This is a genomic window from Comamonas sp. DB36, from assembly GCF_057914905.1.
This window is the reverse complement of sequence record NZ_CP196631.1, coordinates 3,337,142-3,361,304: the sequence shown is the minus strand read 5'-3', so window position 1 is coordinate 3,361,304 and position 24,163 is coordinate 3,337,142. Positions and strand designations below refer to the sequence as shown.

The 24,163-nt window shown below is 66.5% G+C and carries 20 protein-coding genes; 6 read left to right on the top strand and 14 right to left on the bottom strand.

What is annotated here, in order from left to right:
* Positions 1–44: 44 nt before the first annotated feature.
* From ACSVDO_RS15755 to hemC, 8 genes are all read right to left on the bottom strand, one after another.
* A complete protein-coding gene (locus tag ACSVDO_RS15755) occupies positions 45–671 on the bottom strand; it encodes a VOC family protein (protein WP_332535640.1) in 627 nt (208 codons plus the stop codon).
* 263 nt (positions 672–934) lie between these two features.
* The gene (locus tag ACSVDO_RS15750) at positions 935–1,510 is read right to left on the bottom strand and encodes a YceI family protein (RefSeq protein WP_489593291.1); all 576 of its coding nucleotides are present in this window, start codon (positions 1,508–1,510) and stop codon (positions 935–937) included.
* 76 nt (positions 1,511–1,586) lie between these two features.
* The gene (locus ACSVDO_RS15745) at positions 1,587–2,156 is read right to left on the bottom strand and encodes a YceI family protein (protein ID WP_489593289.1); all 570 of its coding nucleotides are present in this window, start codon (positions 2,154–2,156) and stop codon (positions 1,587–1,589) included.
* Between the two features lie 61 nt (positions 2,157–2,217).
* Entirely contained in the window at positions 2,218–2,793 is a 576-nt protein-coding gene (locus ACSVDO_RS15740) for a cytochrome b (RefSeq protein WP_489593287.1), read from the bottom strand.
* 223 nt (positions 2,794–3,016) lie between these two features.
* Positions 3,017–4,294: a heme biosynthesis HemY N-terminal domain-containing protein gene (locus ACSVDO_RS15735; protein ID WP_332535646.1), complete on the bottom strand. Its 1,278-nt coding sequence runs from the start codon at positions 4,292–4,294 to the stop codon at positions 3,017–3,019.
* Positions 4,295–4,315: 21 nt separating this feature from the next.
* Positions 4,316–5,413 (bottom strand): uroporphyrinogen-III C-methyltransferase, encoded by a 1,098-nt coding sequence (locus ACSVDO_RS15730; RefSeq protein ID WP_489593285.1) that lies wholly within the window; start codon positions 5,411–5,413, stop codon positions 4,316–4,318.
* The gene (locus tag ACSVDO_RS15725; RefSeq protein ID WP_489593283.1) at positions 5,410–6,204 is read right to left on the bottom strand and encodes a uroporphyrinogen-III synthase; all 795 of its coding nucleotides are present in this window, start codon (positions 6,202–6,204) and stop codon (positions 5,410–5,412) included. Before ACSVDO_RS15725 ends, ACSVDO_RS15730 begins: the two co-directional genes overlap by 4 nt.
* Positions 6,205–6,219: 15 nt before the next feature.
* Positions 6,220–7,167 (bottom strand): hydroxymethylbilane synthase, encoded by a 948-nt coding sequence (hemC, locus tag ACSVDO_RS15720; protein ID WP_332535652.1) that lies wholly within the window; start codon positions 7,165–7,167, stop codon positions 6,220–6,222.
* Positions 7,168–7,249: 82 nt separating this feature from the next.
* Here hemC and ppc point away from each other — a divergent pair, with 82 nt between their 5' ends.
* Positions 7,250–10,087 (top strand): phosphoenolpyruvate carboxylase, encoded by a 2,838-nt coding sequence (gene ppc, locus ACSVDO_RS15715; protein WP_489593282.1) that lies wholly within the window; start codon positions 7,250–7,252, stop codon positions 10,085–10,087.
* A 54-nt stretch (positions 10,088–10,141) separates the two neighbouring features.
* Positions 10,142–12,313 (top strand): YccS family putative transporter, encoded by a 2,172-nt coding sequence (yccS, locus tag ACSVDO_RS15710; RefSeq protein ID WP_332682276.1) that lies wholly within the window; start codon positions 10,142–10,144, stop codon positions 12,311–12,313.
* Between the two features lie 44 nt (positions 12,314–12,357).
* On the opposite strand, the gene ACSVDO_RS15705 is transcribed toward yccS, so the two are convergent.
* The 6 genes from ACSVDO_RS15705 to ACSVDO_RS15680 form a co-directional block, all read right to left on the bottom strand.
* Positions 12,358–14,355 (bottom strand): TonB-dependent receptor domain-containing protein, encoded by a 1,998-nt coding sequence (locus ACSVDO_RS15705; protein ID WP_489593281.1) that lies wholly within the window; start codon positions 14,353–14,355, stop codon positions 12,358–12,360.
* Positions 14,356–14,943: 588 nt separating this feature from the next.
* Positions 14,944–15,486 carry a flagellar transcriptional regulator FlhC gene (flhC, locus tag ACSVDO_RS15700; protein ID WP_332540111.1) on the bottom strand — a complete coding sequence of 181 codons (543 nt, stop codon included), beginning with the start codon at positions 15,484–15,486 and terminating at the stop codon, positions 14,944–14,946.
* A gap of 42 nt (positions 15,487–15,528) precedes the next feature.
* Entirely contained in the window at positions 15,529–15,855 is a 327-nt protein-coding gene (flhD, locus tag ACSVDO_RS15695; RefSeq protein WP_159918110.1) for a flagellar transcriptional regulator FlhD, read from the bottom strand.
* A 324-nt stretch (positions 15,856–16,179) separates the two neighbouring features.
* A complete protein-coding gene (locus tag ACSVDO_RS15690) occupies positions 16,180–17,088 on the bottom strand; it encodes a sulfurtransferase (RefSeq protein ID WP_489593278.1) in 909 nt (302 codons plus the stop codon).
* Positions 17,089–17,195: 107 nt separating this feature from the next.
* Positions 17,196–18,080: a DMT family transporter gene (locus ACSVDO_RS15685; protein WP_332540109.1), complete on the bottom strand. Its 885-nt coding sequence runs from the start codon at positions 18,078–18,080 to the stop codon at positions 17,196–17,198.
* Between the two features lie 87 nt (positions 18,081–18,167).
* Complete coding sequence (locus tag ACSVDO_RS15680; protein ID WP_332540108.1) at positions 18,168–19,307, bottom strand: aromatic ring-hydroxylating oxygenase subunit alpha; 1,140 nt, start codon at positions 19,305–19,307, stop codon at positions 18,168–18,170.
* 327 nt (positions 19,308–19,634) lie between these two features.
* Here ACSVDO_RS15680 and xseB point away from each other — a divergent pair, with 327 nt between their 5' ends.
* From xseB to ACSVDO_RS15660, 4 genes are all read left to right on the top strand, one after another.
* A complete protein-coding gene (xseB, locus tag ACSVDO_RS15675; protein WP_332540107.1) occupies positions 19,635–19,877 on the top strand; it encodes an exodeoxyribonuclease VII small subunit in 243 nt (80 codons plus the stop codon).
* Positions 19,878–19,930: 53 nt separating this feature from the next.
* Positions 19,931–20,803 carry a polyprenyl synthetase family protein gene (locus ACSVDO_RS15670; protein ID WP_489596417.1) on the top strand — a complete coding sequence of 291 codons (873 nt, stop codon included), beginning with the start codon at positions 19,931–19,933 and terminating at the stop codon, positions 20,801–20,803.
* A gap of 127 nt (positions 20,804–20,930) precedes the next feature.
* Entirely contained in the window at positions 20,931–22,814 is a 1,884-nt protein-coding gene (dxs, locus tag ACSVDO_RS15665) for a 1-deoxy-D-xylulose-5-phosphate synthase (RefSeq protein WP_489593276.1), read from the top strand.
* Positions 22,815–23,058: 244 nt separating this feature from the next.
* Entirely contained in the window at positions 23,059–24,141 is a 1,083-nt protein-coding gene (locus ACSVDO_RS15660) for a TRAP transporter substrate-binding protein (RefSeq protein WP_332537932.1), read from the top strand.
* Positions 24,142–24,163 lie beyond the last annotated feature (22 nt).

Genomic DNA, 24,163 nt, shown 5'->3' with positions numbered 1-24,163 from the left:
GCCGGTCTGCGGGCGCGCCGCGGCCAATATCCGTCGCAAAGCCCTCAGGCCTGGCTCTTTTGCGGCACGAATTCGGGGCGGTCGTTGCCTTGGGGCTTGAGCGGTTCGGCGGCCTTGCCGGCTGCGCGCTCGCTGCGCCACTGCTTCTTGCGCTCGGTCCATTCGGCCAGGCGCGCATGCGCGGTGGTGCTTTCCTTGGCCATCTGCACCGCATCGGCCAGCTGCGCGGAAAGCTCCAGGCGTATGCCGTTGGGGTCGAAGAAATAGATGCTCTTGAAGATGTGGTGGTCGGTCACGCCCAGCACTTCGACGCCATGGGCCTGCAGCCGCACCTTGGCGTTCTCGAGTTCCTCGACGGTGTCGACGCGGAACGCGATGTGGTTGACCCAGGCGGGCGTGTTGGGCGAAGGCTCGGCCGCGAGGTCGTCGCCCAGGTCGAAGAACGCGATGAACGAGCCGTCCTGCAGGCGGAAGAAGAAGTGGGTGTAGGGGCAGTACTCGCCCGTGCTGGGCACATAGTCGCTCTGGATGATGTGATAGAGCGGCAGGCCCAGGATGTCTTCGTAGAAGTGGCGCGTTTCCTCGGCGTCACGCGCCTTGTAGGCGAAGTGATGCAGCTGCTGGATGGGCGCGGCGGGCGGCAGCGCGGACAGGGGCGAGAGGGCAGCCATGGAATCTCCTGAAATAGTGAGTTGCTCTATTTTAAATCAATTCACCTAAACGTAATCTTTTTTCTTTCGAGCGCGCGCCGAAGGCGAAAAAAAACCGACACCTCTTGCGAAGTGCCGGTGGTGGCGGCCCGTCAGTGATTCATAGCGATGGCCACAGCCTATGAAGCTGGCGCACCCCAGCATGGGGGCACCGAGCAAGGGCCGCCCCGCAGCGATGGTGCCGTCCCCTGGGGGAAGCGGCGCCAGCCGCTCAGGGGGGCTAATTACTGCTTGACGGCTTCGATCTGCAGCACCAGGCGCACTTGCTTGGCCGCGCCGAAGTTCACGCCGTAGTCCAGGCCGAAGGCCGTGCGGTCTATCGTGGCTTCGAAGTCGCCGCCGCAGACTTCACGCTTTTGCAGCATGGGGCTGGGGTAGCAGTTGAACTTGTTGGCCTTGAAGGTCACGGGCTGGGTCTTGTCGAGCAGCGTCAGCTGGCCCGTGACTTCCTTGACCTTGTCGCCGTCGAACACGAACTTGTCGGAAACGAACTTGGCGGTTGGGAACTTGGCGACATTGAAGATGTCGGCGCTTTGCAGGTGCTTGTCGAAGTTGGGCGTGCCCGAGTTCACCGACGTCATGTCCAGCGTCACTTCGACCTTGCCGCTCTTGCCTTCGCGGTCGAATTCCACCGTGCCCTGCTTCTTGTCGAAGCGTGCGCGGTTGGTGGTCGCGCCCATGTGGTCGATCTCGAACGTCGCGAAAGTGTGGGTCGGGTCGATGGCGTAGGTCGCGGGAGCGGCCTGGGCAACGGAAGCGAACAGGCCGGCGGCGGCGAGAGCGAAAAGCGTGGTGCGCATGTAAAAACTCCTGAGTGAAAAGGGGTAGCGAGACAAAAAATCATGTCCTGGCCGCAGCCAGGGCGCGGGAAAAGGGTCAGAGCTTGCCGACGCCGGTCAGCGCGAGCTTGAACGTGACCTGCACATCATCGGCGACCATCGAGGTGTCGGTCCATTCGCCTTCGCCGATCTTGAACGTCAGGCGCTTGATCGGCAGCGTGCCGGCGGCAATGGTGGTGGCACCGCTTTGCGTCAGCGTGACGGGCACGCTCACGTTCTGCGACTGGCCCTTGATGCTCAGCTTGCCATCGACCTGGTACTTGCCGCCGCCCAATGCCTTGACGGCCGTGGACTCGAAGCGTGCCTGGGGAAACGCGGGCACGTTGAACCAGGTGGCCTTGGGCAGTTCGGCGTCCGTTTCCTTGGAGCCCATGGTGGCGCTGCCGGTGTTGACGGTGAACTGGATCTTGCTGGTTTCGGGCTTGGCGGTGTCGAACTGCACATTGGCATCGAACTGCTTGAACTGGCCTTGCAGCGGCACACCCATCTGCTTGATGGTGAAGCCCACCGAGCTTTGGGCGGGAACGAGCTTTTGCTGGGCAAAGGCGGCGGGCGACAGCACGGCGCCGGCCAGGGCGATGGAGGAAACCAGGGTACGCAAGGTCATGAAAAACTCCGGATATTCAAAGAATCAAGGCAGAAAGTGGGTGCAGGTACGGGTGCTGGATTCAGCCGCGACGCTCGGGCAGCATGCGCAGCAGCAGGCCGTCGCGGTCGATGAGCTGGTGCTTGAGCGCCGCGGCAATGTGCAGCACGATCAGGCCGGCCAGCGCATAGGCGCTCCACTGGTGCAGCGGCTTGATGGTTTCGGCCAGCGCGGGGCTCACGGGCACCCAGTCGGGCAGCTGCACCAGGCCCAGGAACACGATGGGAAAGCCTGCCGCCGAGCTATACGCCCAGCCCAGCAACGGAACCAGGAAGAACAGCGCGTAGAGCGCATGGTGCGTGCCGTGGTGGGCCTTGTGCTGCCAGGCGGGCATCTTGGCCGCCATGGCCGCGGGCAGCGCGGGCGGCTTGTTGGCCAGGCGCCAGCCCAGGCGCAGCAGGCTCAGCGCCAGGATGGACACGCCCAGCCACTTGTGCCAGTTGTAGAGCTTGAGCCGCTGGGGCGAGAACGACAGGCTGACCATGTACAGGCCTATGCCGATGGCGGCGATCAAGGCCAGCGCCAGAATCCAATGCAGCAGCTTGGCGGTGGCGGTATAGCGGGCGGGAGCGTGGGTTGTTATTGGTTTTGAAGACATGGCTGGGAATTGGCGGACTGTCCGTCACATGCCGGCTGGCATGTTTTCCCAGTATAGGAAGCGTTGGAATGAAAAGAGTTCAGTGAGATTGATGGCTCAATTCAAAAAAGATGAAGTCGAGCGATTCTGGCGGGCTCAACCCGTTCGGGCTGAGCTGGTCGAAGCCGGATTTCTCTGGAGCCCACCCCGAGCGCGGCCGGCGCGTCGGGGTGAATGCTGCGGCTCAAATCCCCAGCGCTGCCTGCTTCCACGCCGCGGCCGCGGCTTCGCTGTCGTTGCGGTGCTCGGCCATGCGCGCGAGCTGCTGCCAGGCGTGCACGCGCAGCGGACCCGGGCCCAGCTGCGGTGCGCACTGGGTCAGCTGCTGCTGGGCCTTGCCCCACAGCTGGCGCTGCACGCAGGCCATGCCGGCAAGGTATTGCAGCCGCGGCTCGCGCGGGTTGTTGCGGCTTGCGGTCTCGATGCGCGCCAGCCACTGGCTGTCGAGGCCGTCGAGGCAATCCTGCAGGGCCAGCACCAGCGTCTGCATCTGGCTCTCACTGAGCACATCCATGCGCGCGGTCGCATATTCCCAGACCGGCAGCAGCCAGGCGCGCGCCTGCGACAGGTCGCCGCCCAGGCGCACCAGCTGGCGCGCCGCGGGAATCGCGATTTCGGGCATGGCGCGCTCGTCGGGGTCCAGGTCCAGCCAGAGTTGCTGCAGGCGGCCGGTGTCGCGCGCGTCATTGATCAGCTCGAGCACCAGTCCGCGCACGATGCTGGCCGAGGCCGCAGGCGAGAACGCGCGGTGCTTGGCGAGCATGCGCGCGGTTTCCAGCGCATTTTCGGTATGGCGAGCGAGGCGCGCGGCCTTGAGCTTGATGCGCAGCGCCAGCGTGCGCCGGCTCGCGCCCTGGGGCAGGGCGGCCAGGCGTTCGAGCGCCAGCAGCGCGTCGCGGTCGTCGAGTGCCCAGCGCGCGGCGCGCATCTGCGCGCCTTCGCGGGTCTCCTGCTCGACGGCCGTGCCGTCGTGCGGCGCGCATTCGAGCACCTGCGCCAGATGGATTTCGCGCTGCGGCGTGTCCTGCAGCGCATGCGAGCCTTCGGCTGCGACCATGTGGGCCGTGGCGCGCAGCTGGCGGCCGTGCGGCACGTCGGCCAGGGCCGTGGACAGCGATTCCTCGAGCGCGAGCGCCGACAGCGCCGACTTGCGCGCGCGCAGAAAGCGTCCGGCCTGCAGGTGCGACAGCGCGTCGAGCAGCGCGTGGTGCATGGCGCGCTCCTTTTGCTGCTCGCGCCAGCGCCGCGCCTGGCGGGGCAGCTGGGTGAGCACCGACAGCCCGCGCAGCGCCGCATGGCACAGAAAGAAGGATGCGACCAGCAGCAGCAACACCATGTTGAGCGACAGGTCGATGCGATAGGGCGGCCAGAACAGGGTGACCGTGCCCTGGTTGTTGCCCACGAACAAGGCCACCGCGACAGCGATGCCAAATAGGCCGATGAACCAAAGTGCAGCGCGCATGGATATTCCTCGTCGTACGGACTAGCGCCCGGCAGCGGCTGTTGCCAGCGCGGCCAGGGTTTCGTCCAGTGAGGGTTGCTCGTTGCTCTTAAGGTGCAGCTGGATCTGCTCCAGCAGCGCCTGGGCGTTGCGCGTGCGGCGCGACGCCGGATCGAAATACTTGCCCATGGCGACGCTCGCTGCGACCAGGTCGTTGCGCGCGGCGTCGTACTGGCGCGCGAGCACGCCCAGACGCGCGTTGAGCAGCGTCAGCTTGAGGTTTTCACGCAGGAAGAAACCCTGGTCGGGCGACAGCAGCACGGCTTCGGGCTGGTCGATGCGGCTCACGCGCACCAGATCGTAGATTTCCGCGCGTACCACGTTCCAGGCGCGTCCCCCCCAGGCCTGCCACCAGGCCCAGTCGGCTGCCGACAGCGCGGGATCTTCGGGCGTCGCGGGCACGGGCGCGGGTGCGCCACCGCGCACGGCGCTGGGCTTGGCGACGGCATTCGTCAGCGGCAGATCGTCGACGCCGCGCGACAGGTCGTCGAGCCGCGCGAGCAGGCCCGCGGTGTCGGTCACCGCAAGGCGAGAAATGGATTCGAGGTCGCGCTCTATGGCGCGCTGCACGGGCGTCAGACGTGCCTGTGCCGTGCGCTCTATGCGCTGGCTCGCGCTGCGCAAGGTGGCGACCAGCGGATCGAGGCTGCCGGTCAGCTGCGACTGCTGCTGGGCCATGCGGACCGCGGTGTCGATATCGACAATCAGCGTGTCGTCGCGCGTGCGCGAAAGGCTTTGCACCAGTTCTTCCAGCTGGCTGCGCTGCAGCGCGACTTCGCCTACGCGTGCTTCCATGACCGAAATGCGCGCCGCGCTGTCGCGCGCCAGATCTTGCGCATCGCGCGCCATGGTGCGCGCCTCGATGGCCTGGGTGCCGGAATCGGCGCTCTGGCGGGCAAGCTGTTCCTGGATGCTGCTCATGCGCTGCCACAGCATGCCGCTGCCGACCAGCGCCACCACGGCGACCGTACCCAGCAGGTACAGGGCCAGCGGCGAGGAAGGGCGCGCTGCGGGTGCGGCAAGGCCCTGGGCCGCATGGGGCCCAGAGGTTGGCTGGTCGTGGACGGCTTCTGTGCTCATGGTGCTGATTCTATCGAGGCCGCCACGTCATTTAGCGAAGGCCGGCATTCCTGTACATGGCCAAAGCCCGCGCGGTGTGCGGCGGCAGCGATGCGCGGGTGGGTCGCAAGAGCGCGCGCCTGCTGCCAGTCGGTGTCGGGCAAGATTTGTTGTAAATTAGCAACGGCCTCGGAACTGCTGAACAGCCACAGCGTGCCGTCTTGCGCGGCTTCGCGTGCCAGCGCCTGCTCCGATGGCGCGAGTTGCGGCGCGCGGCGCTGGTAGACGGCGATGAATTCGAGCGTGGCACCGGCCTGGCGCAGCTGGTCGGCAAGCCACTCGCGGCCCTGGCCGTTGGCGGCCGCTGCCTGGCCCTGGCTGCCGCGCACGATCAGCACGCGGTCTGCGGGCAGGATCTGCGCGCGCACTTCGGGCCACAGCGATTCGGAGTCGAATTGCGCGGCGTCCGCCGGCGGGCCGTCGATCTGCTGCACGGGCACGCCCGCGGCCTGTAGCGCCCTGGCCGTGCCCGGGCCCGGCGACCACGCGCGCGTGGGCGCCGCAATGCGCGTGGGCGCGCACGGGTCGAAAAAGAACTGCACCGCATTGCCGCTGACGAACATCACGGCGCGGTAGTGGCCGGGCGTGGCGCAGTCGCGCCGCGCCTGTTCCAGTTGCGCGGCCGCGGGCGTGCAGGCGACGATGTCGATCAGCGGCAGCGCCACGGCGTTCAGGCCGCGCGCCTGCAGCAAGCCGGCCCAATGCTGGGCATCGGGCGCGGGGCGGGTGACGAGGATGCGGGCCGGGCGCATGGATGCGCTCGCGGCTCAGTCGCCGCTGCCGGGCAGGGCCGTGCGCGCGCCGGCGGCGCGCAGCTGGGCGGCGACGGCTTCGCCCAGCGCTTCGGCCTGCGCATGTGTGGTGACCACGGCGTGGTCGTCGACCTGGACCAGCGCGAGCTGGCCGTCGAGATCGCCCCAGGCGGCCTGCAGATGCAGCTCGTCGCCATGCCAGATGCCGTGCGCGGCCAGCGGCATGGAGCAGCTGCCGCCCATCGCGCGGCTGACCGCGCGCTCGGCCGCCACGCCCAGCCAGGTGGGCTGGTGGCTCAGCGGTGCGAGCGCGGCGATCAGGTCGGCGCGCTCGGCGCGCACTTCGATGCCGAGCGCGCCCTGGCCGGCCGCGGGCAGCATGTCTTCGATCGCAAAGCAGCTGCGGATGCGCGCTTCGAGGCCCAGGCGCTTGAGTCCGGCGGCCGCGAGCACGATGCCGTCGTAATGGCCTTCGTCGAGCTTGCGCAGCCGCGTGTCGAGGTTGCCGCGCAGCGGCGTGATCTTCAGGTCGGGGCGCAGCGCCTGCAGCAGCACCTGGCGGCGCAAGCTCGAGGTGCCGACGTTGGCGCCCTGGGGCAGGTCGGCGAGCGAGGCGTAGTTCGGCGACACAAAGGCATCGCGCGGGTCTTCGCGCTCCATCACGCAGGCCAGCACAAAGCCTTCGGGCAGCTCCATGGGAACGTCCTTGAGCGAATGCACGGCGATATGGGCCCGGCCTTCCTCGAGCGCGACCTCGAGTTCCTTGACGAACAGGCCCTTGCCGCCCACCTTGGACAGCGAGCGGTCGAGAATCTGGTCGCCCTTGGTGGTCATGCCCAGCAACTCCACCGCATGGCCCAGGGCCTGCAGCCTGGCCTGCACATGCTCGGCCTGCCACAGGGCCAGGCGGCTTTCGCGCGTGGCGATCACAAGGGGGGTATCGGGGGAAGTAGCGGTGTTCATGGCATCGACGGCATCGGCCTCAGGGCAACAGGGAATGCTAGCATGCTGCGCTGCACTCGTTTTGGCTCAGGAAATATCCACCATGACCCACCCTTCTCGCAAGAATGACGACCTCTCCGCCGGAAAGAACGGCCGCAAGACAGACAAAGACGGGCCGCTGATCGAGGACATCCGCCTTTTGGGCCGGATTCTCGGCGATGTGATTCGCGAGCAGGACGGCGTTGCCGCCTACGAGCTCGTGGAGCAGGTGCGCCAGCTGTCGGTGGCGTTCCGCCGCGATGCCGACCACGACGCCGACCGCCAGCTCAAGAAGCTGCTCAAGAGCCTGAGTGCCGACCAGACCGTGAGCGTGATCCGCGCATTCACCTATTTCAGCCATCTGGCCAACCTGGCCGAGGACCGCCACCATATCCGCCGGCGCGCGCTGCACGAGCGCGCGGGCAATACGCAGGAAGGCAGCATTGGCGTGGCGCTGGCGCGGCTGCGCTGGGCCGGCATCGCGCCCGGCACCATTGCCGAGATGCTGGCGCAAAGCTATGTCGCGCCCGTGCTCACGGCCCATCCGACCGAAGTGCAGCGCCACAGCATTCTGTCGGCCGAGCGCGACATCGCCCAACTGCTCGCCACGCGCGATGACGTCAGCGAGCGCGCCCAGCTCTACAACAGCGCCAAGGACGCGCTCACGCCGCGTGCACTGGCCGACAACGAGGCCCAGCTGCGCGCGCGCGTCGCCCAGCTGTGGCAGACGCGGCTGCTGCGCCGCTCCAAGCTCACCGTGGCCGATGAGATCGAGAACGCGCTGACCTATTACGAAGCCACGTTCCTGCGCGAGATTCCCAAGCTATATGCCGAGCTCGAAGAGGAGCTCGGCGACCTGCCCGTGGCGAGCTTTCTGCGCATGGGCCAGTGGATAGGCGGCGACCGCGACGGCAATCCCAACGTCACGGCCGACAGCCTGCAACTGGCGCTGCGCCGCCAGGCCGAAGTCGCGCTGCGCCATTACCTGACCGAAGTCCACTACCTGGGCGGCGAGCTGTCGCTGTCGGCCCATCTGGTGCAGCTCACGCCCGAGATGCAGGCGCTGGCCGAGCGCTCGCCCGACACCAATGTGCACCGCCAGGACGAGCCTTATCGCCGCGCGCTGACCGGCATCTATGCGCGCCTGGCCGCGAGCCTCAAGACGCTGACCGGCGGCGACGCCGCGCGCCATGCGGTCGCGCCGCAGAACGGCTACGCGCGCGCCGAGGAGTTTCTCGCCGATCTGCAGGTGATCGACCAGTCGCTGCGCAGCCACCATGGCGGGCCGCTGGCCGCGCAACGCCTGCGCCCGCTGATACGCGCGGTGCAGGTGTTCGGTTTCCATCTGGCCACGGTGGATCTGCGCCAAAGCTCCGACCAGCACGAGATCGTTGTTGCCGAGCTGCTGGCGACGGCGCGGCTGGAGCCCGACTACAGCCGCCTGCAGGAGCACGCCAAGCAGGCGCTGCTGGTGCGCCTGCTCGAAGACGCGCGCCCGCTGCGCGTGATGGGCGCGCAGTACTCGGCGCACACCGAAAGCGAACTCGCGATCTTCGAGACCGCGCGGCGCATGCGCGAGGCCTATGGCACGCAGGCCATACGCCACTACATCATCAGCCACACCGAGACCGTCAGCGATCTGCTCGAAGCATTGCTGCTGCAAAAGGAAGTCGGACTGATGCAGGGCACGCTGGACAGCGACGGCCGCGCGGACCTGATTGTCGTGCCGCTGTTCGAGACCATAGAAGACCTGCGCAATGCCGCGCCCATCATGCGCGCCTACTACCAACTGCCGGGCGTCGCGGCCCAGGTGCAGCGCTCGGGCGGCGAGCAGGACATCATGCTGGGCTACAGCGACAGCAACAAGGATGGCGGCATCTTCACCAGCAACTGGGAGCTGTACCGCGCCGAGATCGCGCTGGTCGAGCTGTTCGACGAACTCGCTGCCAGCCACGGCATACGGCTGCGCATGTTCCACGGCCGCGGCGGCACCGTGGGCCGCGGCGGCGGTCCGAGCTACCAGGCCATCCTGGCCCAGCCGCCGGGCACGGTGCGCGGCCAGATCCGCCTGACCGAGCAGGGCGAAGTCATCGCCTCGAAGTACGCCAACCCCGAGATCGGCCGGCGCAACCTGGAAACCCTGGTCGCGGCCACGCTCGAGGCCACGCTGCTGCAGCCGACCAAGTCGGCCACGCCCGCGTTTCTCGCGGCCGCGGCCCAGCTGTCGCAGGCCAGCATGGGCGCCTACCGCTCGCTGGTCTACGAGACTCCGGGCTTCACCGCCTATTTCTTCGGCAGCACGCCGATACGCGAAATCGCCGAACTCAACATCGGTTCGCGCCCGGCCTCGCGCAAGCCGTCGCAGAAGATCGAGGACCTGCGCGCGATTCCCTGGGGCTTCAGCTGGGGCCAGTGCCGCCTCACGCTGCCGGGCTGGTACGGCTTCGGCGCGGCGGTGCAGGACTTCCTCGCGCAGCCGGGCAAGGACGCGAAGGCGCAGATGGCGCTGCTGCAGCGCATGTACCGCCAGTGGCCGTTCTTTCGCACGCTGCTGTCGAACATGGACATGGTGCTGGCCAAGAGCGATCTCGCGCTGGCCTCGCGCTACAGCGAACTCGTCAGCGACACGCGCGTGCGCCGGCGCATCTTCGAGGCCATAGAGGCCGAGTGGCATCGCACGGCCGACGCGCTCACGCGCATCACCGGCGACAAGCAGCGCCTGGCGCACAACGCGGCGCTGGCGCGCTCCATCCGCCACCGCTTCCCCTACATCGACCCCTTGCACCATCTGCAGGTCGAGCTGGTGCGTCGCTGGCGCGCGGGGCAGGGCGACGACCGCGTGCAGACCGGCATCCACATCTCCATCAACGGCATTGCCGCCGGGCTGCGGAATACGGGCTGAGCGCCGCTGCGGGCGCGAAGCTTGCTGGCAGGTCGGGGTGAACGAAAGGACGATGTGAGATCCGGTATTGCAACAAGCGTGCAACGCGCGCTGGCCCAGGGTGCGTGGGCGTATGGGCTGCGCATCAGCATCGCGCTGGGCGCGGTCATGGCGCTGTGCTGGTGGCAGGACCGCCTGCCGCAGGTGATCGCGCTGTTCCTGGGCATCATCGTCAGCGCGCTGGCCGAGACCGACGACAGCTGGCGCGGGCGCACGCGCGCGCTGGCGGCAACGCTGCTGTGCTTTGCGCTGGTCGCTTTCAGCGTCGAGGCGCTGCTGCGCCAGCCGCTGGGCTTCGTGCTGGCGCTGGTGCTGTTCACTTTCGTGTTCACGCTGCTGGGCGCTGCCGGCGAGCGCTACCGCGCGATCGCCTCGGCGTCGGTGATCCTGGCGCTCTACACGGCCATCAGCATGGCGCCGGGGGCTGGCCATGCGGCCGCGCCCGGTGCCTGGCCGGTGCCGGTGCTGCTGCTCGCGGGCGCGGCCTGGTACGGGCTGCTGTCGGTCGGCTGGTGCGCGCTGTTTCCGCATGCGCCCGTGCGCCAGAACCTGGCGTCGCTGTTCGAGCAACTGGGCGCCTATCTGCGCCTGAAAGCCAGCCTGTTCGAGCCGGTGCGCGCGGTCGATCTCGAGCGCCGGCGCATGGCGCTGGCCCAGACCAATGGCCGCGTCGTGGCCCAGCTCAACATCGTCAAGGAAAGCCTGTTCAATCGGTTGGGCCCCAGGCCGCTTGCCGATGGCGAGATGCTGCGCCACATGAACCTGTACTTCATTGCCCAGGACATCCACGAGCGTGCCAGTTCTTCGCACTACCGCTACAACGAATGGGCGCAACTGCTGTTCCACAGCGACGTGCTTTACCGTTGCCAGCGCGTGCTGAGCCTGCAGGGCGCGGCCTGCAGCCAGCTCGCCGAAGCCTTGCGGCTGCGCGCGCCGTTCCAGCCCGACGCCGAAGGCGCGCGCGCGATGGAAGACCTGCGCGGTGCGATCGACTACCTCGCGGCGCGGCAGCAGCCTGCCTGGCAGCACGCCTTGCGTTCGCTGCGCGCGCTGGTGCGCAACCTGAGCACGCTGGACGCGCAGATTGCCGCGGCCGCGCATCCCACGGCGGGCGCGGCGCTGGCCGACCCCAGCCTGTTCAACCGCCGCCCGCGCACGCTGGCCGAAGCCTGGGCGCGGATTCGCGCCCAGCTGCATCCCAGCGCGCCGCTGCTGCGCCATGCGCTGCGGCTGTCGCTGGCGCTGGGCGCGGGCTTTGTCGCCATGCAGTTCACCGACCCCGAGCATGGCTACTGGATCTTGCTGACCACGCTGTTCGTCTGCCTGCCGACCTACGGCGCGACGCTGGCGCGCGTCGCCCAGCGGATTCTGGGCACGGTCATAGGCCTGGTCGCGGGCTGGGCGCTGATGCGGCTGTTTCCCGGCCTGCCCGCGCAGGCGCTGATCACCGTGGCCGCGGGCGTGCTGTTCTTCGTCACGCGCACCCAGCGCTATGTGACGGCGACCGCGGCCATCACGCTGCTGGTGCTGCTGTGCTTTCACCAGACCACGGGCAACGCCTATGCGCTGATCTGGCCGCGGCTGCTCGATACGCTGATCGGCGCGGCCATCGCCACCGCCGCGATGCTGCTGGTGCTGCCCGACTGGCAGGGCCGGCGCCTGCACCTGCTGGTCGCGCAGGCGATTGCGGCGCACGCGGCCTATCTGCGCGAAATCATGTCGCAGTACGCGAGCGGCAAGGACGACGACCTCGACTACCGGCTCGCGCGGCGCAACGCCCACAACGCCGACGCGGCGCTGTCCACCGCGCTGTCGCAGCTGCTGCTCGAGCCGCGCGCCGTGCGCCGCCATGCGCGCGTGGGCATGCAGCTGCTGCTGCTGTCGCACACGCTGCTCAATTACCTTTCGGCGCTGGGCGCGCACCGCGACAAGCTGGCCCAGAGCGACAGCCATCCGCTGGCTGTCGAGGCCGCACGCCACGCGGCCGACAGCCTCGAGCAGATGGCCCAGGCGCTCAAGGCGCGCCAGACGCTGCCCGCCGACGACGGCCGCGCGGCCGCGCTGGCGCAGGAACTCGAGCAGCAAAGCGACACGCTGGCCGATCCGTTCAGCCCGCTGGTGCTGGTGTGCCAGCAGCTCGAGCCGCTGCGCGCGGCCTGCGCGCAACTGCAGGCCGAGCCGCAGTAGCGGGCCCGCCCGGCCGCTGCGCCCGACCGGGAAGGGCAAGGCGCTTAGAAGCGCGCGGTCAAGCCCACGAAGTAGGTGCGGCCCCCGTTGTCGTAGTTGCTGCCCAGGTCACGCGTCTGCTTGTCGCCGACGTTGACCACGCCGGCGCGCAGCGTCAGCGTGTCGTTCACGTGGTAGTTGGTCGAAACGTCGAACGTCGTGTAGGCCTTGGCGAAGCTGGTGGCCGTGCCCGTGGTCACCAGTTCCTTGCCCGTGTGGCGCAGGCTCAGGGCCGCGCTCCACGCGGCCTGCAGCCGCCACTGCAGCGACGAGTACACCGTGAGCTTGGGCACGGCGAGCAGCGAGGCACCCGTGGTCAGGTTCTTGGATTCCAGCATCTTGGTGAGGTTGGTGTTCCATGCGAGGTTCTTCGCCAGCGGCACGTTGAACGTGCCTTCGAGGCCGCGCGTGCGCGCGCTCTGGACGTTGGCCATGCGCGTCCACCAGAAGCCGTTGTACAGGCCCAGCGGCTGGTAGTCGATCTTGTTCTTGAAGTTGGTGTGGAAGTAGGTGGCGCCCAGCGACCAGCCGTTGCGGTCCCAGCTCGTGCCCAGCTCGAAGTTGGTGCTGGTCTCGGGCTGCAGGTTGGGGTTGCCTGCCATGTAGCAGCCGCGCGAGCCGTCGCCGTTGATGCTGTTGCTGGTCCAGCCCATTCCCGCCAGGCTGCGGCAGCCGTTGCCGCCCGACTGGGTCGCGGCGCTGGGCGAGTTTTCCTTCAGGCCCGGCGCGCGAAAGCCGCGCGAGACGCCGCCGCGCAGCGTCCATTCGGGCTGCGGGTGGTAGACCAGATAGGCGCGCGGGCTCCAGTTGTTGCCGTACTTTTCATGGTGGTCCATGCGCAGGCCCAGCGTCAGCGCCAGGTTTTCGCGCAGGAAGATCTGGTCTTCGCCAAACAGCGCCCAGGTGCTGGCGCTGAGCGCCGAGCCGGTCACCGGATTGCCTGTGTAGTCGATGGGCGCCAGGCCTATGGTGTCGCGGTTGTCGAGTTGCTCGCGCTTCCACTGGCCGCCCAGTGTGAGCGCCTGGTCGAAGCCAAGCAGCTTGAGCGGCAGGTCCACGCGGCCGTCCAGCGCGGTCTCGCTGGAATGGTTGCCTATGGTGTCGTTCTTGTCTTCGTATTTGTTGTGCACCAGGTTGAGCCTGGAGCGCACCTCGCCCCAGCGGCCCTCGTGGCTCAGGCCGAAGTTGCTGTGCTCCAGCTTGCTCAGCCCCCATTGCCCGATGGCCTGGTTGCCATTGGCCAGGCGCCTGTTGGAGCCGGTGGCGCGCTGCGTGCCCTGGCCGGCTTCAAAGCCTATCACCTGGTCGGGCGTGAGCTGCCAGTTCAGCAGGGCGTTGAAGTTCTGCTTACGCGAGCCCGCCGTGGATTGGTAGGCGCCGGGAAAGCCGCCGTTGCCTTCGTCCGATGCGCGTTCGGTGTAGTTGCCGCCCAGGCGCAGGCCGAACCTGTCGGACAGCGGGCCGCTGATGTTGAAGCCCAGCTGGCGCGTGTCGCCACGCTCGCTGTCTTCTGGCCGGCTGTAGTTGAGCGTGCTCGAGCCTGACCAGCGCTTGGCGATCTTGCGCGTGATGATGTTGATCACGCCGCCCATGGCGTCCGAGCCGTAGAGCGAGGACATGGGGCCGCGCACGACTTCGATGCGTTCTATCATCTCGGGCGATATCCAGTCCAGGTCCTGCTGGCCCAGGTCATCGCGGTAGTTGACCGCGGCCGAGTTGCCCTGGCGCTTGCCGTCCACCAGGATCAGCGTGTATTTCTCGGGCAGGCCGCGCAAGCGGATCTTCGACTGCGCGCCCGTGCCCGACAGCCCGCCGGTCACGCCCGGCACCGTGGACAGCAGCTCGCCGATGCTGGTCACGGGCTTGCGCTCTATGTCCTCGCGCGTGATGACGCTGATGCTCGCGGGTGCTTCGCGGATCTCCACGGCCGTGCCCGAGGCCGTGACCACCACGTTCGACAGCACGGCATCCGCCGTCTGCGCCTGCACTGGCAGCGTCGCCATGGCGCCACAGGCCAGCGATACGGCCAACGACAAGGATCCACGCGTTGAAACTCGAACCATTTGAAATCCCCTCTCTAAAGTAATTGCTAATGATAACAATTTGTATTTAGATTATTGAGTGGAGGTAAAGAAATCTGTTGAGTGCGTAAGATTTTGTGGCGTTGTCCTCGGCGGGTTTGCCGTGTCAGGCTCTCTGGGAGGGGCAGGCCGTTCATCCATGATGCGGCCGGCGAGGCAGGTTCAGGAGAACGGGGGAGATTGAGGGCATGGCTGTGCACATAGGCCGCCAAAAATCGCTCGGCCGCCACAAACCGTTCGTGGTGAGCGTCCCTCGCCGGGCACGTCGCACCATGAACGGCCCGTCCTCATGACTTGAGCGCAGGCAGTTCATCCTTCGACGCGGCCGGCTGGGTGAGCTCAGGACGAACGCGACGAACGCGGGATGAGACCCGCTGTTTCTTGAAACTCCTCGCCAGGCGCGTCGAACCATCAACGGATCTTCCTCAACCAGCGCTGCGCTGGCCCCCAAATGCACAACGCCCCGAGGGCCAGGCCATCGGGGCGTTGCAGGAAATCAGTGGGGGCAGATCAGTGCAGCATCAATGCGCCAGCGTTCTTGCTCTTGCCTGCACGTGCGGGCGGGTTGCACAGGCCGCATTGGTAGTGGCGCGCGTTCTCGTAGGGCTCGGTCACGAACTGGCCCTTGCAGGAGGAGCAGGCGGTGCGCGTGAGCATGTTGGCATCGACGAACTTGACCAGGCGCCAGGCGCGGGTGAACGACAGCAGTGCTTCGAGGCCTGCGGTTTCGATCTGTTCGGTGTAGAGGCGGTAGGCCTTGGTCAACTGCTCGGCCGTGTCCAGCTCCACGGCCTTGGACAGGTATTCGTAGATGTTGAGGAACAGCGAGCTGTGGATGTTTTCCTGCCATGTCAGGAACCAGTCGGTCGAGAAGGGCAGCTGTCCCTTGGACGGCGACTTGCCCGCGATTTCCTTGTACAGGCGGATCAGACGCTCGTAGGACAGCGTGGTTTCCGATTCCAGCACTTGCATGCGCGCGCCCATCTGGATGAGCATTGCAGCGCGTTCGATCTGCTTGGATTCGTTGAGAACGCTTTTGGTGGGGGCTGACATGGGGCAGGTCTTTCGCGAAAGGATGAGGCGGGGACGAGGTGCTCAGAGCACTTCGGAAACGCGGCTGGCCATCAGGATGTTGGCGTGCAGCGTGTTCGTCGCGTCGTTGCCGATCTTGTTGGACGAGTGGTTGGTCAGCAAGCTCCAGACCAGTTCGTCGTCCACGCGGAAGCTGCACAGCAGCGTGTTGCGCGAAGCCAGCTTGAGCACCTGGGCCGACGACAGCGCGGTCAGGATGTCTGCGGCTTCCTCGTTCAGACCCAGACGGAACACGGCTTCGGCCTTGTCCTGGCGAATCATGGTTTGGGCCAGCATCAGGTAGGTGAGGTTGGCTTCGCGGATTTCGGCAAGCAGTTGTTCGTTAGTCATGGATCAATCCTTTTCAAATGCGTCAGAGCGGGAACAGAGCACAAAAACCGGAGGTGTGTGGTGTCGCGATCTGTTGAAATGGATTGTTAAACAGGGCCAAACAATAATTAAGTCGGGTGAGGGAGGTGCGTCGTGTCTGGTTAGGCCGGGGGGCTTGTAAGGCAAATTCCTACAAGCACTGTTGGAAAATGGGCGTTGCGCTTCTTGAATCTCCTGCTGCCAATGCCAGCCCTCAGGCCAGATGCCTGGCCCTATCCCGCAAATCCTGTAACCAATTAATTCGCGCAGCTGTGGTTTTTTCGAACCATGCGCGAATCTGTCATATCACCCGCGTTCCACGGGCCGGCTGGCGTCTGCGCACCATTCGCTCCAGCTGCCGGCGAACAGCGCGGTCTGGCCAAGGCCAGCGACTTCCATCGCCAGCAGGTTGGGCAGGGCGCTGACGCCGCTGCCGCACTGGTGCACCACGCTATCGGCCGGGCGCTCGCCCAGCAGCTGCTGGAATTCGGCGCGCAGCAGTTCGCGCGGCTTGAAGCGCCCGTCGGCCGCGAGGTTCTCGCTGAACGGGCGGTTGAGCGCGCCCGGAATATGGCCGGCCACCGGGTCCAGCGGCTCGACTTCGCCGCGAAAGCGCGCACCGGCGCGCGCATCGATCACCGTCTGCGCCGGCGAGCCCAGGCCGGCAAGCACTTCGCGCGCGCTGATCAGGCGGCGCAGCGGCGGCTGCAGCGTGAAGCTGGTCTGGAAGTGGCTGGGTTCGCTGCCCTGGTTCACGGGCTGGCCCGCGGCCTGCCAGGCCTGCAGGCCGCCGTCGAGCACCGCCACGGCGTCATGGCCGGCCCATTTGAGCATCCACCAGAGCCGGCCGCAGTAGTTGGCGCCGTTGCGGTCATAGACCACGGCCTGCATGTCGTTGGAAAAGCCCACGCTCGACAGCCAGACCGAGAAGCGCTCGCGGCTGGGCAGCGGGTGGCGCCCGCCCGAGGCGGGCTGGTCGGCCTGCGAGACCGCGACCGAGCCGTCGCTGCTGGGCATGCCGTGCTTGGCGCTCAGATCGTGGTCCAGGTCGGCAAAGACCGCGCCGGGAATGTGCGCCTGCTCGTACTGCTGGCGGCCGAGACTGGGTTTTCCCAGGTCGAAACTGCAGTCGAACACCATGCACGGCTGGCCGCTGAGCTGCAGCGCATCGAGCTGTTCGGGGGAAATGAGGGTGGTGTAGGTGGTCTTGGACATCAGCGCTCCTCGGCAGACAATCAGAACCCCCGCTGCGCGGAGGCGTGTTCTAGCAGTCCATTATCCGACGGCGCGCGCCGCCATGGAGGCCTGCGGCTGGGGGGGCTTCAGTTCCTGGCGCGCAGCACGGTGGCTGCGATGCCACTGCCCACGATGAGTGCCATTCCCAGCCAGCCCATGGGCGGAATCAGGTCGCCAAACACCAGCACGCTGTAGGCGCCGCCAAACGCAATGCCTGAATACTGCAGGTTGGCGACGACCAGGGTCGCGCGGCGCGTGGTTGCATTGGCGTAGGCGCGCGTCATGCACAGCTGGCCGCCGGCGGCGAAAATGCCCACGGGAATCAGCCACAGCGCGGGCCAGCCCGGGAAGTCGGAAACGCCGATGAACAGCATGGCGGCGGCGCCCGCAACAGCCGAGCCCACCGAGAAATAGAACACCACGCGCTGCTCGGGCTCGCCCAGGCGCGACAGCGCGACCACTTGCATATAGGCAACGGCCGAAATCATTCCCGACATCAGTCCGACGATGCCGGCGAGGCCCTGGTCGGCGCCAATGCTAGGGCGCATCATCAGCACCACGCCGACGAAGCCCACCAGCAGGCTCACGATCACCGGCATGTGCAGCGCGGGCCGCGGCGTGGCCGGCGAGGGCCGCCAGGCCATCAGCGCTCCGCCCACCATGAAGGCCGCGATCCACAGGCTGCTCATATAGTTGAGCGTCATCGCCGTGGCCAGCGGCAGCTTGGCGATGGCGTAGAACCAGGCGGCCATCGAAACCACGCCGACCAGCGAGCGCCAGGCATGCATTCCCGGCAGGCTGGTGCGCAGCGTCACGCCTTGTTTTCTTGCCAGCACCCAGAGCAGCGCCATGCTGATCAGGCCGCGGTAGAAAATGATTTCGGCGGTATTGAAGTATTCAGCGGCGAACTTGATGCTCACGCCCATCGTGGCGAAGAAGAAGGCCGCGAGCACCATCCAGAGAACTTGCATACAGAAAACTAGCGCAATCCAAAAAAAAGCTGCAAACGCCTGCGGGGTCAAGCGGTTGCAGCTGGGGTGTCATCAAAGGGCGCAGGCTCAGGGTTTGGGCTGGTCGGCGCCTAGGGCATTGCGGTACCACTCGTGAAAGTGCTGCATGCCGTCTTCCATGGGGCTCTGATAAGGACCGACTTCGTTGTCGCCGCGCGCCAGCAGCGCGCGCCGGCCCGCATCCATGCGCTCGCCGATCTCGTCGTCCTCGATGCAGGTTTCCATATAGGCGGCTTTCTGCGCGTCGACGAATTCGCGCTCGAAGGCGGCGATTTCCTCGGGGTAGTAGAACTCCACCATGTTCATGGTCTTGGTCGGGCTCACCGGGTGCAGGGTCGAGACCGTCAGCACATGCGGATACCACTCGACCATGATGTGCGGGTAGTAGGTCAGCCAGATCGCGCCGCGCTCGGGCAGTTCGCCGTTGCGGTAGTTGAGCAGCACCTCGTGCCAGATCTTGTAGACCTCGGAGCCCGGCTTGCCGAACGAGGGCGCCACGCCCACGGTCTGCACCGAGTACTCCTTGCGGAACTCCCACTCGAGGTCGTCGCAGGTCACGAAGTTGCCCAGTCCCGGATGGAACGGGCCTACGTGGTAGTCCTCGAGGTAGACCTCGATGAAGGTCTTCCAGTTGTAGTTGCACTCGTGCATCTCGACATGGTCGAGCACGTAGCCGTCGAAGTTCAGCTGCGAGCGCGGGCCCATGTCGGCCAGGTCGCGCGCGATGTCGCGGCCGTTGTCCTCGAACAGCAGACCGTTCCACTCGCGCAGTCCGTAGTTGTTGAGGTTCAGGCAGGGGTCCTGGCTGAAATGCGGCGCGCCCAGCAGCTCGCCGCTGGCGCTGTAGGTCCAGCGGTGCAGCGGGCAGACGATGTTGCCGCCCGCATGGCCCTTGCCATGGCCTTGCAGCGAGCCGCGGCCCTTGAGCATGACGGCCTGGCGGTGGCGGCAGACGTTCGAGATCAGCTCGATGCCGCCCTGGGCATTGCGCACCAGTGCGCGACCCTCGCCCTCCTGGGGCAGGGCGTAGTAGTCGCCGGGATTGGGAACGCTCAACTGGTGCCCGACATAACGTGGGCCGGACGCAAAGATAGTATCCAACTCGCGCTTGAAAAGCGCTTCGTCGAAATAGCTTGAAACTGGTAGTTGGCTTGCGGCCTGCTGCAGTTGAAGACTTAAATCAGACATGGGTGACCTGACCTAAAGACTCCCCACAGGGAGGGTGCGCGTGCGCACACGAAGAAAAAACAAAACCGGCCACGGACGCGGTCACTTCACGGGAATTGCAACCTCGGCAACCAAGCCGCAAATGCTGCAGAACCCGGACAGATGGCCATGCGCCAGGCCGGTTCGACGGGAATGGGATTATAGCCGGCAGGGTTATTTCCGCCTTGCAGGTACGTGTATTGATGGCATAGGCGCAGACCGCGTGAATTGTGCTGTGCGTCCGGCTTTGTGCAGGGGTTCAGACACAGCGCCTAAAATCAATCGCTTTATCTCATTCTGCTCGCACCCATGCCCAAGGCTTCCGCTGCCCCAACCCCCCCGTCCGAGCCATCCAGTTATGAAGCTGCGCTGGAGGAGCTGGAGCAGCTGATCGCGCGCATCGAGTCGGGCCAGCTGCCGCTGGACCAGATGCTCAGCGGCTACCAGCGCGCCGCAACCCTGCTGGCCTATTGCCGCCAGCAGCTCGATGCCGTGCAGAACCAGATCCAGCTGCTCGACGATGGCGCGCTCCAGGTCTGGAGCCAGGAATGAACGCCGTGACGCTTCCCACTCCGGTCCATGCGGACTTCGATCTGTCTGCCTGGATGCAGCGCCATCTGGCCGATGTCGAGCAGGCGCTGTCGCGCTGGGTCGGTGTGGACGCGCCCGCGCAGCTGGGCGAAGCCATGCGCTATGCCGTGCTCGATGGCGGCAAGCGCCTGCGCCCGCTGCTGGTGCTCGCGGCCTGCGAGGCCGTGGGCGGCCTGCAGACTGCGGCGCTGCGCGCGGCCTGCGCGGTCGAGCTGATCCATGCGTATTCGCTGGTCCATGACGACATGCCCTGCATGGACAACGACGTGCTGCGCCGCGGCAAGCCCACGGTGCATGTGCAGTTCGGCGAAGCCCGGGCGCTGCTGGCCGGCGATGCGCTGCAGGCGCTGGCTTTTGAATTGATCGCGCCTGCGGGTGACGAGCATGCCGAACTGCCGGCCGCCATGCAGGCGCGGCTGTGCAGTCTGCTGGCGCGCGCCGCCGGCGCGCGCGGCATGGCCGGCGGCCAGGCCATAGACCTGGCCAGCGTGGGCCTGCAGCTGTCCGAAGACCAGCTGCGCCAGATGCACCGCCTCAAGACCGGCGCGCTGCTCCAGGGCAGCGTGCTCATGGGCGCGGCCTGTGCGGATGTCAGCCCGGGCACGCGCGCCGCGCTGGCCGAGTACGGCGCGGCGCTGGGCCTGGCGTTCCAGGTGGTGGACGACATCCTCGACGTGGTCGCGGATTCGGCCACGCTGGGCAAGACGGCAGGCAAGGATGCCGCCAACGACAAGCCGACCTATGTCTCGCTGATGGGGCTCGAAGGCGCACGCGCCTATGCCGACCTGCTCGCAGCCCAGGCCCATGCAGCGCTGGCGCAAACCGGCCTGGCCGATACGCGCGCGCTGTCGGCGCTGGCCGACCAGGTGATTCGCCGCTCGCACTGAGGCAGCGCGGCCGACCTGCGCGCGCGCGGGTCTTGTCGCCCGCCCGGTGCGCCGAATGTGAGAACTACAGTAAATTGGCCTATTGCATATGCTCGATGAGCATTGGCTGCTACTAGAAAAATAGCAAATGTCCACGAATTCCTATCCCCTGCTGCAGACGGTCGAAAGCCCCGCCGACATGCGCCGCTTCTCGCGTGCCCAGCTCAAGACGCTGGCCGCGGAGCTGCGCAGCTATGTGCTCGACAGCGTGTCGCGCACGGGCGGCCACCTGAGTTCCAACCTGGGCACGGTGGAACTCACCGTGGCGCTGCATGCGGTGTTCAACACGCCCTATGACCGCCTGGTCTGGGACGTGGGCCACCAGACCTACCCGCACAAGATACTCACGGGCCGGCGCGACCGCATGCCCAGCCTGCGCCAGCTCGGCGGACTGTCGGGCTTTCCGCTGCGCAGCGAAAGCGAGTACGACACCTTCGGCACCGCGCATTCGTCGACCAGCATCTCGGCCGCGCTGGGCATGGCCCTGGCCGCCAAGCGCAAGGGCGAGAAGCGCCGCGCCGTGGCCATCATCGGCGACGGCGCGATGACTGCAGGCATGGCGTTCGAGGCGCTCAACAACGCGGGCGTGTCGGACGCCAATCTGCTGGTGATCCTCAACGACAACGACATGAGCATCAGCCCGCCCGTGGGCGCGCTCAACCGCTACCTGGCCCAGCTGATGAGCGGGCAGTTCTACGCCAAGGCGCGCGACATGGGCAAGAGCGTGCTCAAGCAGGTGCCGCCGCTGCTCGAGCTCGCCAAGCGCCTGGAGCAGTCGGCCAAGGGCATGGTCGTGCCGGCCACGCTGTTCGAGAACTTCGGCTTCAACTACATCGGACCGATCGACGGCCATGACCTCGACTCGCTGATTCCCACGCTGGAAAACATCAAGGGCCTAGAAGGTCCGCAGTTCCTGCATGTGGTGACCAAGAAAGGCCAGGGCTACAAGCTCGCCGAAGCCGACCCCGTCACCTACCACGGCCCGGGCAAGTTCGATCCCGAAGTCGGCATCGTCAAGCCGTCGACCCCGCCCAAGACCACGTTCACCCAGGTCTTCGGCCGCTGGCTGTGCGACATGGCGGCCCAGGACGAGCGCCTGGTCGGCATCACGCCCGCCATGCGCGAAGGCTCGGGCATGGTCGAGTTCGAGCAGCGCTTTCCGCTGCGCTACTACGACGTGGGCATTGCCGAGCAGCATGCGGTGACGTTTGCCGCGGGCATGGCCTGCGAAGGCGTCAAGCCCGTGGTCGCGATCTACTCGACCTTCCTGCAGCGTGGCTATGACCAGCTGATCCACGACGTGGCGCTGCAGAACCTGCCCGTGGTGTTCGCGCTCGACCGCGCAGGCCTGGTCGGTGCCGATGGCGCGACGCATGCGGGCAACTACGACATCCCGTTCGTGCGCTGCATTCCCAACATGGCCATGGCCTGTCCCGCCGATGAACGCGAATGCCGCCAGCTGCTGAGCACGGCGTTCGCGCAGAACGGCCCGGTCGCGGTGCGCTATCCGCGCGGCAGCGGTGCGGGCGTGCAGCCGCTGGCAAGCCTCGAAGGCCTGCCTTTCGGCAAGGGCGAGATCCGCCGCGAATCGATGGTCCAGGCCGAAGCCGGTCCGCGCATCGCCATCCTCGCGTTCGGCAGCCTGCTGTATCCCGCGCTCGAGGCGGCCGAAGCGCTGGACGCGACTGTGGTCAACATGCGCTGGGCCAAGCCGCTGGATGTCGAACTGCTGCTCGAAGTCGCGGCGCGCCACGACGCGTTGGTGACGCTCGAAGAGGGCGCGATCATGGGCGGCGCGGGCAGCGCCGTGCTCGAAGCGCTGCAGGCCGCGGGCGTGCAGCGCCCGGTGCTGCAGCTGGGCCTGCCCGACCAGTTCATAGAGCATGGCGATCCGGCCAAGCTGCTGGCGCTGCAGGGGCTGGACGCCGCTGGCATTGCGCAATCGGTGCGCGCGCGTTTCCTGCGCGATTGAGCGCGTCTGCGCCATGACCCCAAGCCGCCGCCAGGCGGCTTTTTTCGTTTCTGGCCACGGAATGCGCGTGTTCGCGCGCTTTGCATGCAAAAAATATGCTCCGAATGCGGGTAAAGCCGGGTTTACCCAGGACGGTTTGCGACCGTGGCGTTTTTACAATCTCTGACAACCAGCCTGGATGGGTAGCCCATCTCCACGGGGGAGCTGACCGTCGTTCAGCCAGGCCTATTACCGGAGTGTTTACATGGATCGTCGTTCATTGATCAAGCAGGCGGGTATCGCTGGCGTTCTGGCCGCGGGTGTCGCGCCTGCCGTGCATGCGCAGGCCGCCGTGCGCTGGCGCCTGGCATCGAGTTTCCCCAAGTCGCTTGACACCATTTTCGGCAGCGCCGAAATGTTCGCCCGCACCGTCAAGGCCCTGTCGGGTGGCAAGTTCGAAGTTTCCCTGCATGCCGCAGGCGAGCTGATGCCGGCATTCGGCGTGGTCGATGCGCTGCAGAACGGCACGATCGAAATGGCGCAGACCGCGCCTTACTACTTCACCGGCAAGGATGCGATCTTCGCGTTTGCCTGCGCCGTGCCTTTTGGCCTGACCGCGCGCCAGATGGATGCCTGGATGGACCATGGCAACGGCCGCAAGCTGATGGATGCGTTCTTCGCCAACTACAACTTCAAGAGCTACAGCGCGGGCAACACCGGCACGCAGATGGGCGGCTGGTACCGCAAGGAAATCAAGTCCGTTGCCGACCTCAAGGGCCTGAAGATGCGCCTGGGCGGCGGTCTGTTCGGCGAAGCCATGGACAAGCTGGGCGTGGTCGCGCAGAACATGCCCGCGGGCGATGTCTACCAGGCGCTGGAAAAAGGCACGCTGGACGCTACCGAGTTCGTCGGTCCCTACGATGACCAGAAGCTGGGCTTCAACAAGGTCGCGCCTTACTACTACTATCCCGGCTGGTGGGAAGGCGGCGCCGAGCTCGAGTTCTTCGTCAACACCAAGGCCTATGCCGCGCTGTCGACCGAGAACAAGGCCATCGTCGATGCCGCGACCAAGATCGCGGCGCGCGACATGACGTCCAAGTACGACGCCTTCAACCCCATCGCGCTCAAGAAGCTCGTGGCCGACAAGACCCAGCTCAAGCCTTTCCCCAAGGACGTCATGGACGCCGGCTTCAAGGCCTCGATGGAAGTCTTTGCCGAACACGAAGCCAAGTCGCCCGAGTTCAAGAAGATCCACCAGGACATGCGCGCCTTCCAGCGCGACCAGCTGCTGTGGGAGCGCTTCTCGGAGTTCCGTTACAACAGCTACATGACTTCGGTCAAGCTGTAAAAAGAACATGGCTGGCAACGCC

Bases quoted from the DNA above. Each gene is read 5' to 3' on its own strand.
- ACSVDO_RS15725 (WP_489593283.1), bottom strand. From the start codon at position 6,204: ATGCGCCCGGCCCGCATCCTCGTCACCCGCCCCGCGCCCGATGCCCAG.
- ACSVDO_RS15735 (WP_332535646.1), bottom strand. From the start codon at position 4,294: ATGCGCGCTGCACTTTGGTTCATCGGCCTATTTGGCATCGCTGTCGCG.
- ACSVDO_RS15755 (WP_332535640.1), bottom strand. From the start codon at position 671: ATGGCTGCCCTCTCGCCCCTGTCCGCGCTGCCGCCCGCCGCGCCCATC.
- flhD (WP_159918110.1), bottom strand. From the start codon at position 15,855: ATGACTAACGAACAACTGCTTGCCGAAATCCGCGAAGCCAACCTCACC.
- ACSVDO_RS15740 (WP_489593287.1), bottom strand. From the start codon at position 2,793: ATGTCTTCAAAACCAATAACAACCCACGCTCCCGCCCGCTATACCGCC.
- ACSVDO_RS15690 (WP_489593278.1), bottom strand. From the start codon at position 17,088: ATGTCCAAGACCACCTACACCACCCTCATTTCCCCCGAACAGCTCGAT.
- ACSVDO_RS15750 (WP_489593291.1), bottom strand. From the start codon at position 1,510: ATGCGCACCACGCTTTTCGCTCTCGCCGCCGCCGGCCTGTTCGCTTCC.
- ACSVDO_RS15745 (WP_489593289.1), bottom strand. From the start codon at position 2,156: ATGACCTTGCGTACCCTGGTTTCCTCCATCGCCCTGGCCGGCGCCGTG.
- dxs (WP_489593276.1), top strand. From the start codon at position 20,931: ATGTCCACGAATTCCTATCCCCTGCTGCAGACGGTCGAAAGCCCCGCC.
- ACSVDO_RS15705 (WP_489593281.1), bottom strand. From the start codon at position 14,355: ATGGCGACGCTGCCAGTGCAGGCGCAGACGGCGGATGCCGTGCTGTCG.
- ppc (WP_489593282.1), top strand. From the start codon at position 7,250: ATGACCCACCCTTCTCGCAAGAATGACGACCTCTCCGCCGGAAAGAAC.
- ACSVDO_RS15660 (WP_332537932.1), top strand. From the start codon at position 23,059: ATGGATCGTCGTTCATTGATCAAGCAGGCGGGTATCGCTGGCGTTCTG.
- ACSVDO_RS15730 (WP_489593285.1), bottom strand. From the start codon at position 5,413: ATGAGCACAGAAGCCGTCCACGACCAGCCAACCTCTGGGCCCCATGCG.
- flhC (WP_332540111.1), bottom strand. From the start codon at position 15,486: ATGTCAGCCCCCACCAAAAGCGTTCTCAACGAATCCAAGCAGATCGAA.
- ACSVDO_RS15670 (WP_489596417.1), top strand. From the start codon at position 19,931: ATGCAGCGCCATCTGGCCGATGTCGAGCAGGCGCTGTCGCGCTGGGTC.
- hemC (WP_332535652.1), bottom strand. From the start codon at position 7,167: ATGAACACCGCTACTTCCCCCGATACCCCCCTTGTGATCGCCACGCGC.
- xseB (WP_332540107.1), top strand. From the start codon at position 19,635: ATGCCCAAGGCTTCCGCTGCCCCAACCCCCCCGTCCGAGCCATCCAGT.
- ACSVDO_RS15680 (WP_332540108.1), bottom strand. From the start codon at position 19,307: ATGTCTGATTTAAGTCTTCAACTGCAGCAGGCCGCAAGCCAACTACCA.
- ACSVDO_RS15685 (WP_332540109.1), bottom strand. From the start codon at position 18,080: ATGCAAGTTCTCTGGATGGTGCTCGCGGCCTTCTTCTTCGCCACGATG.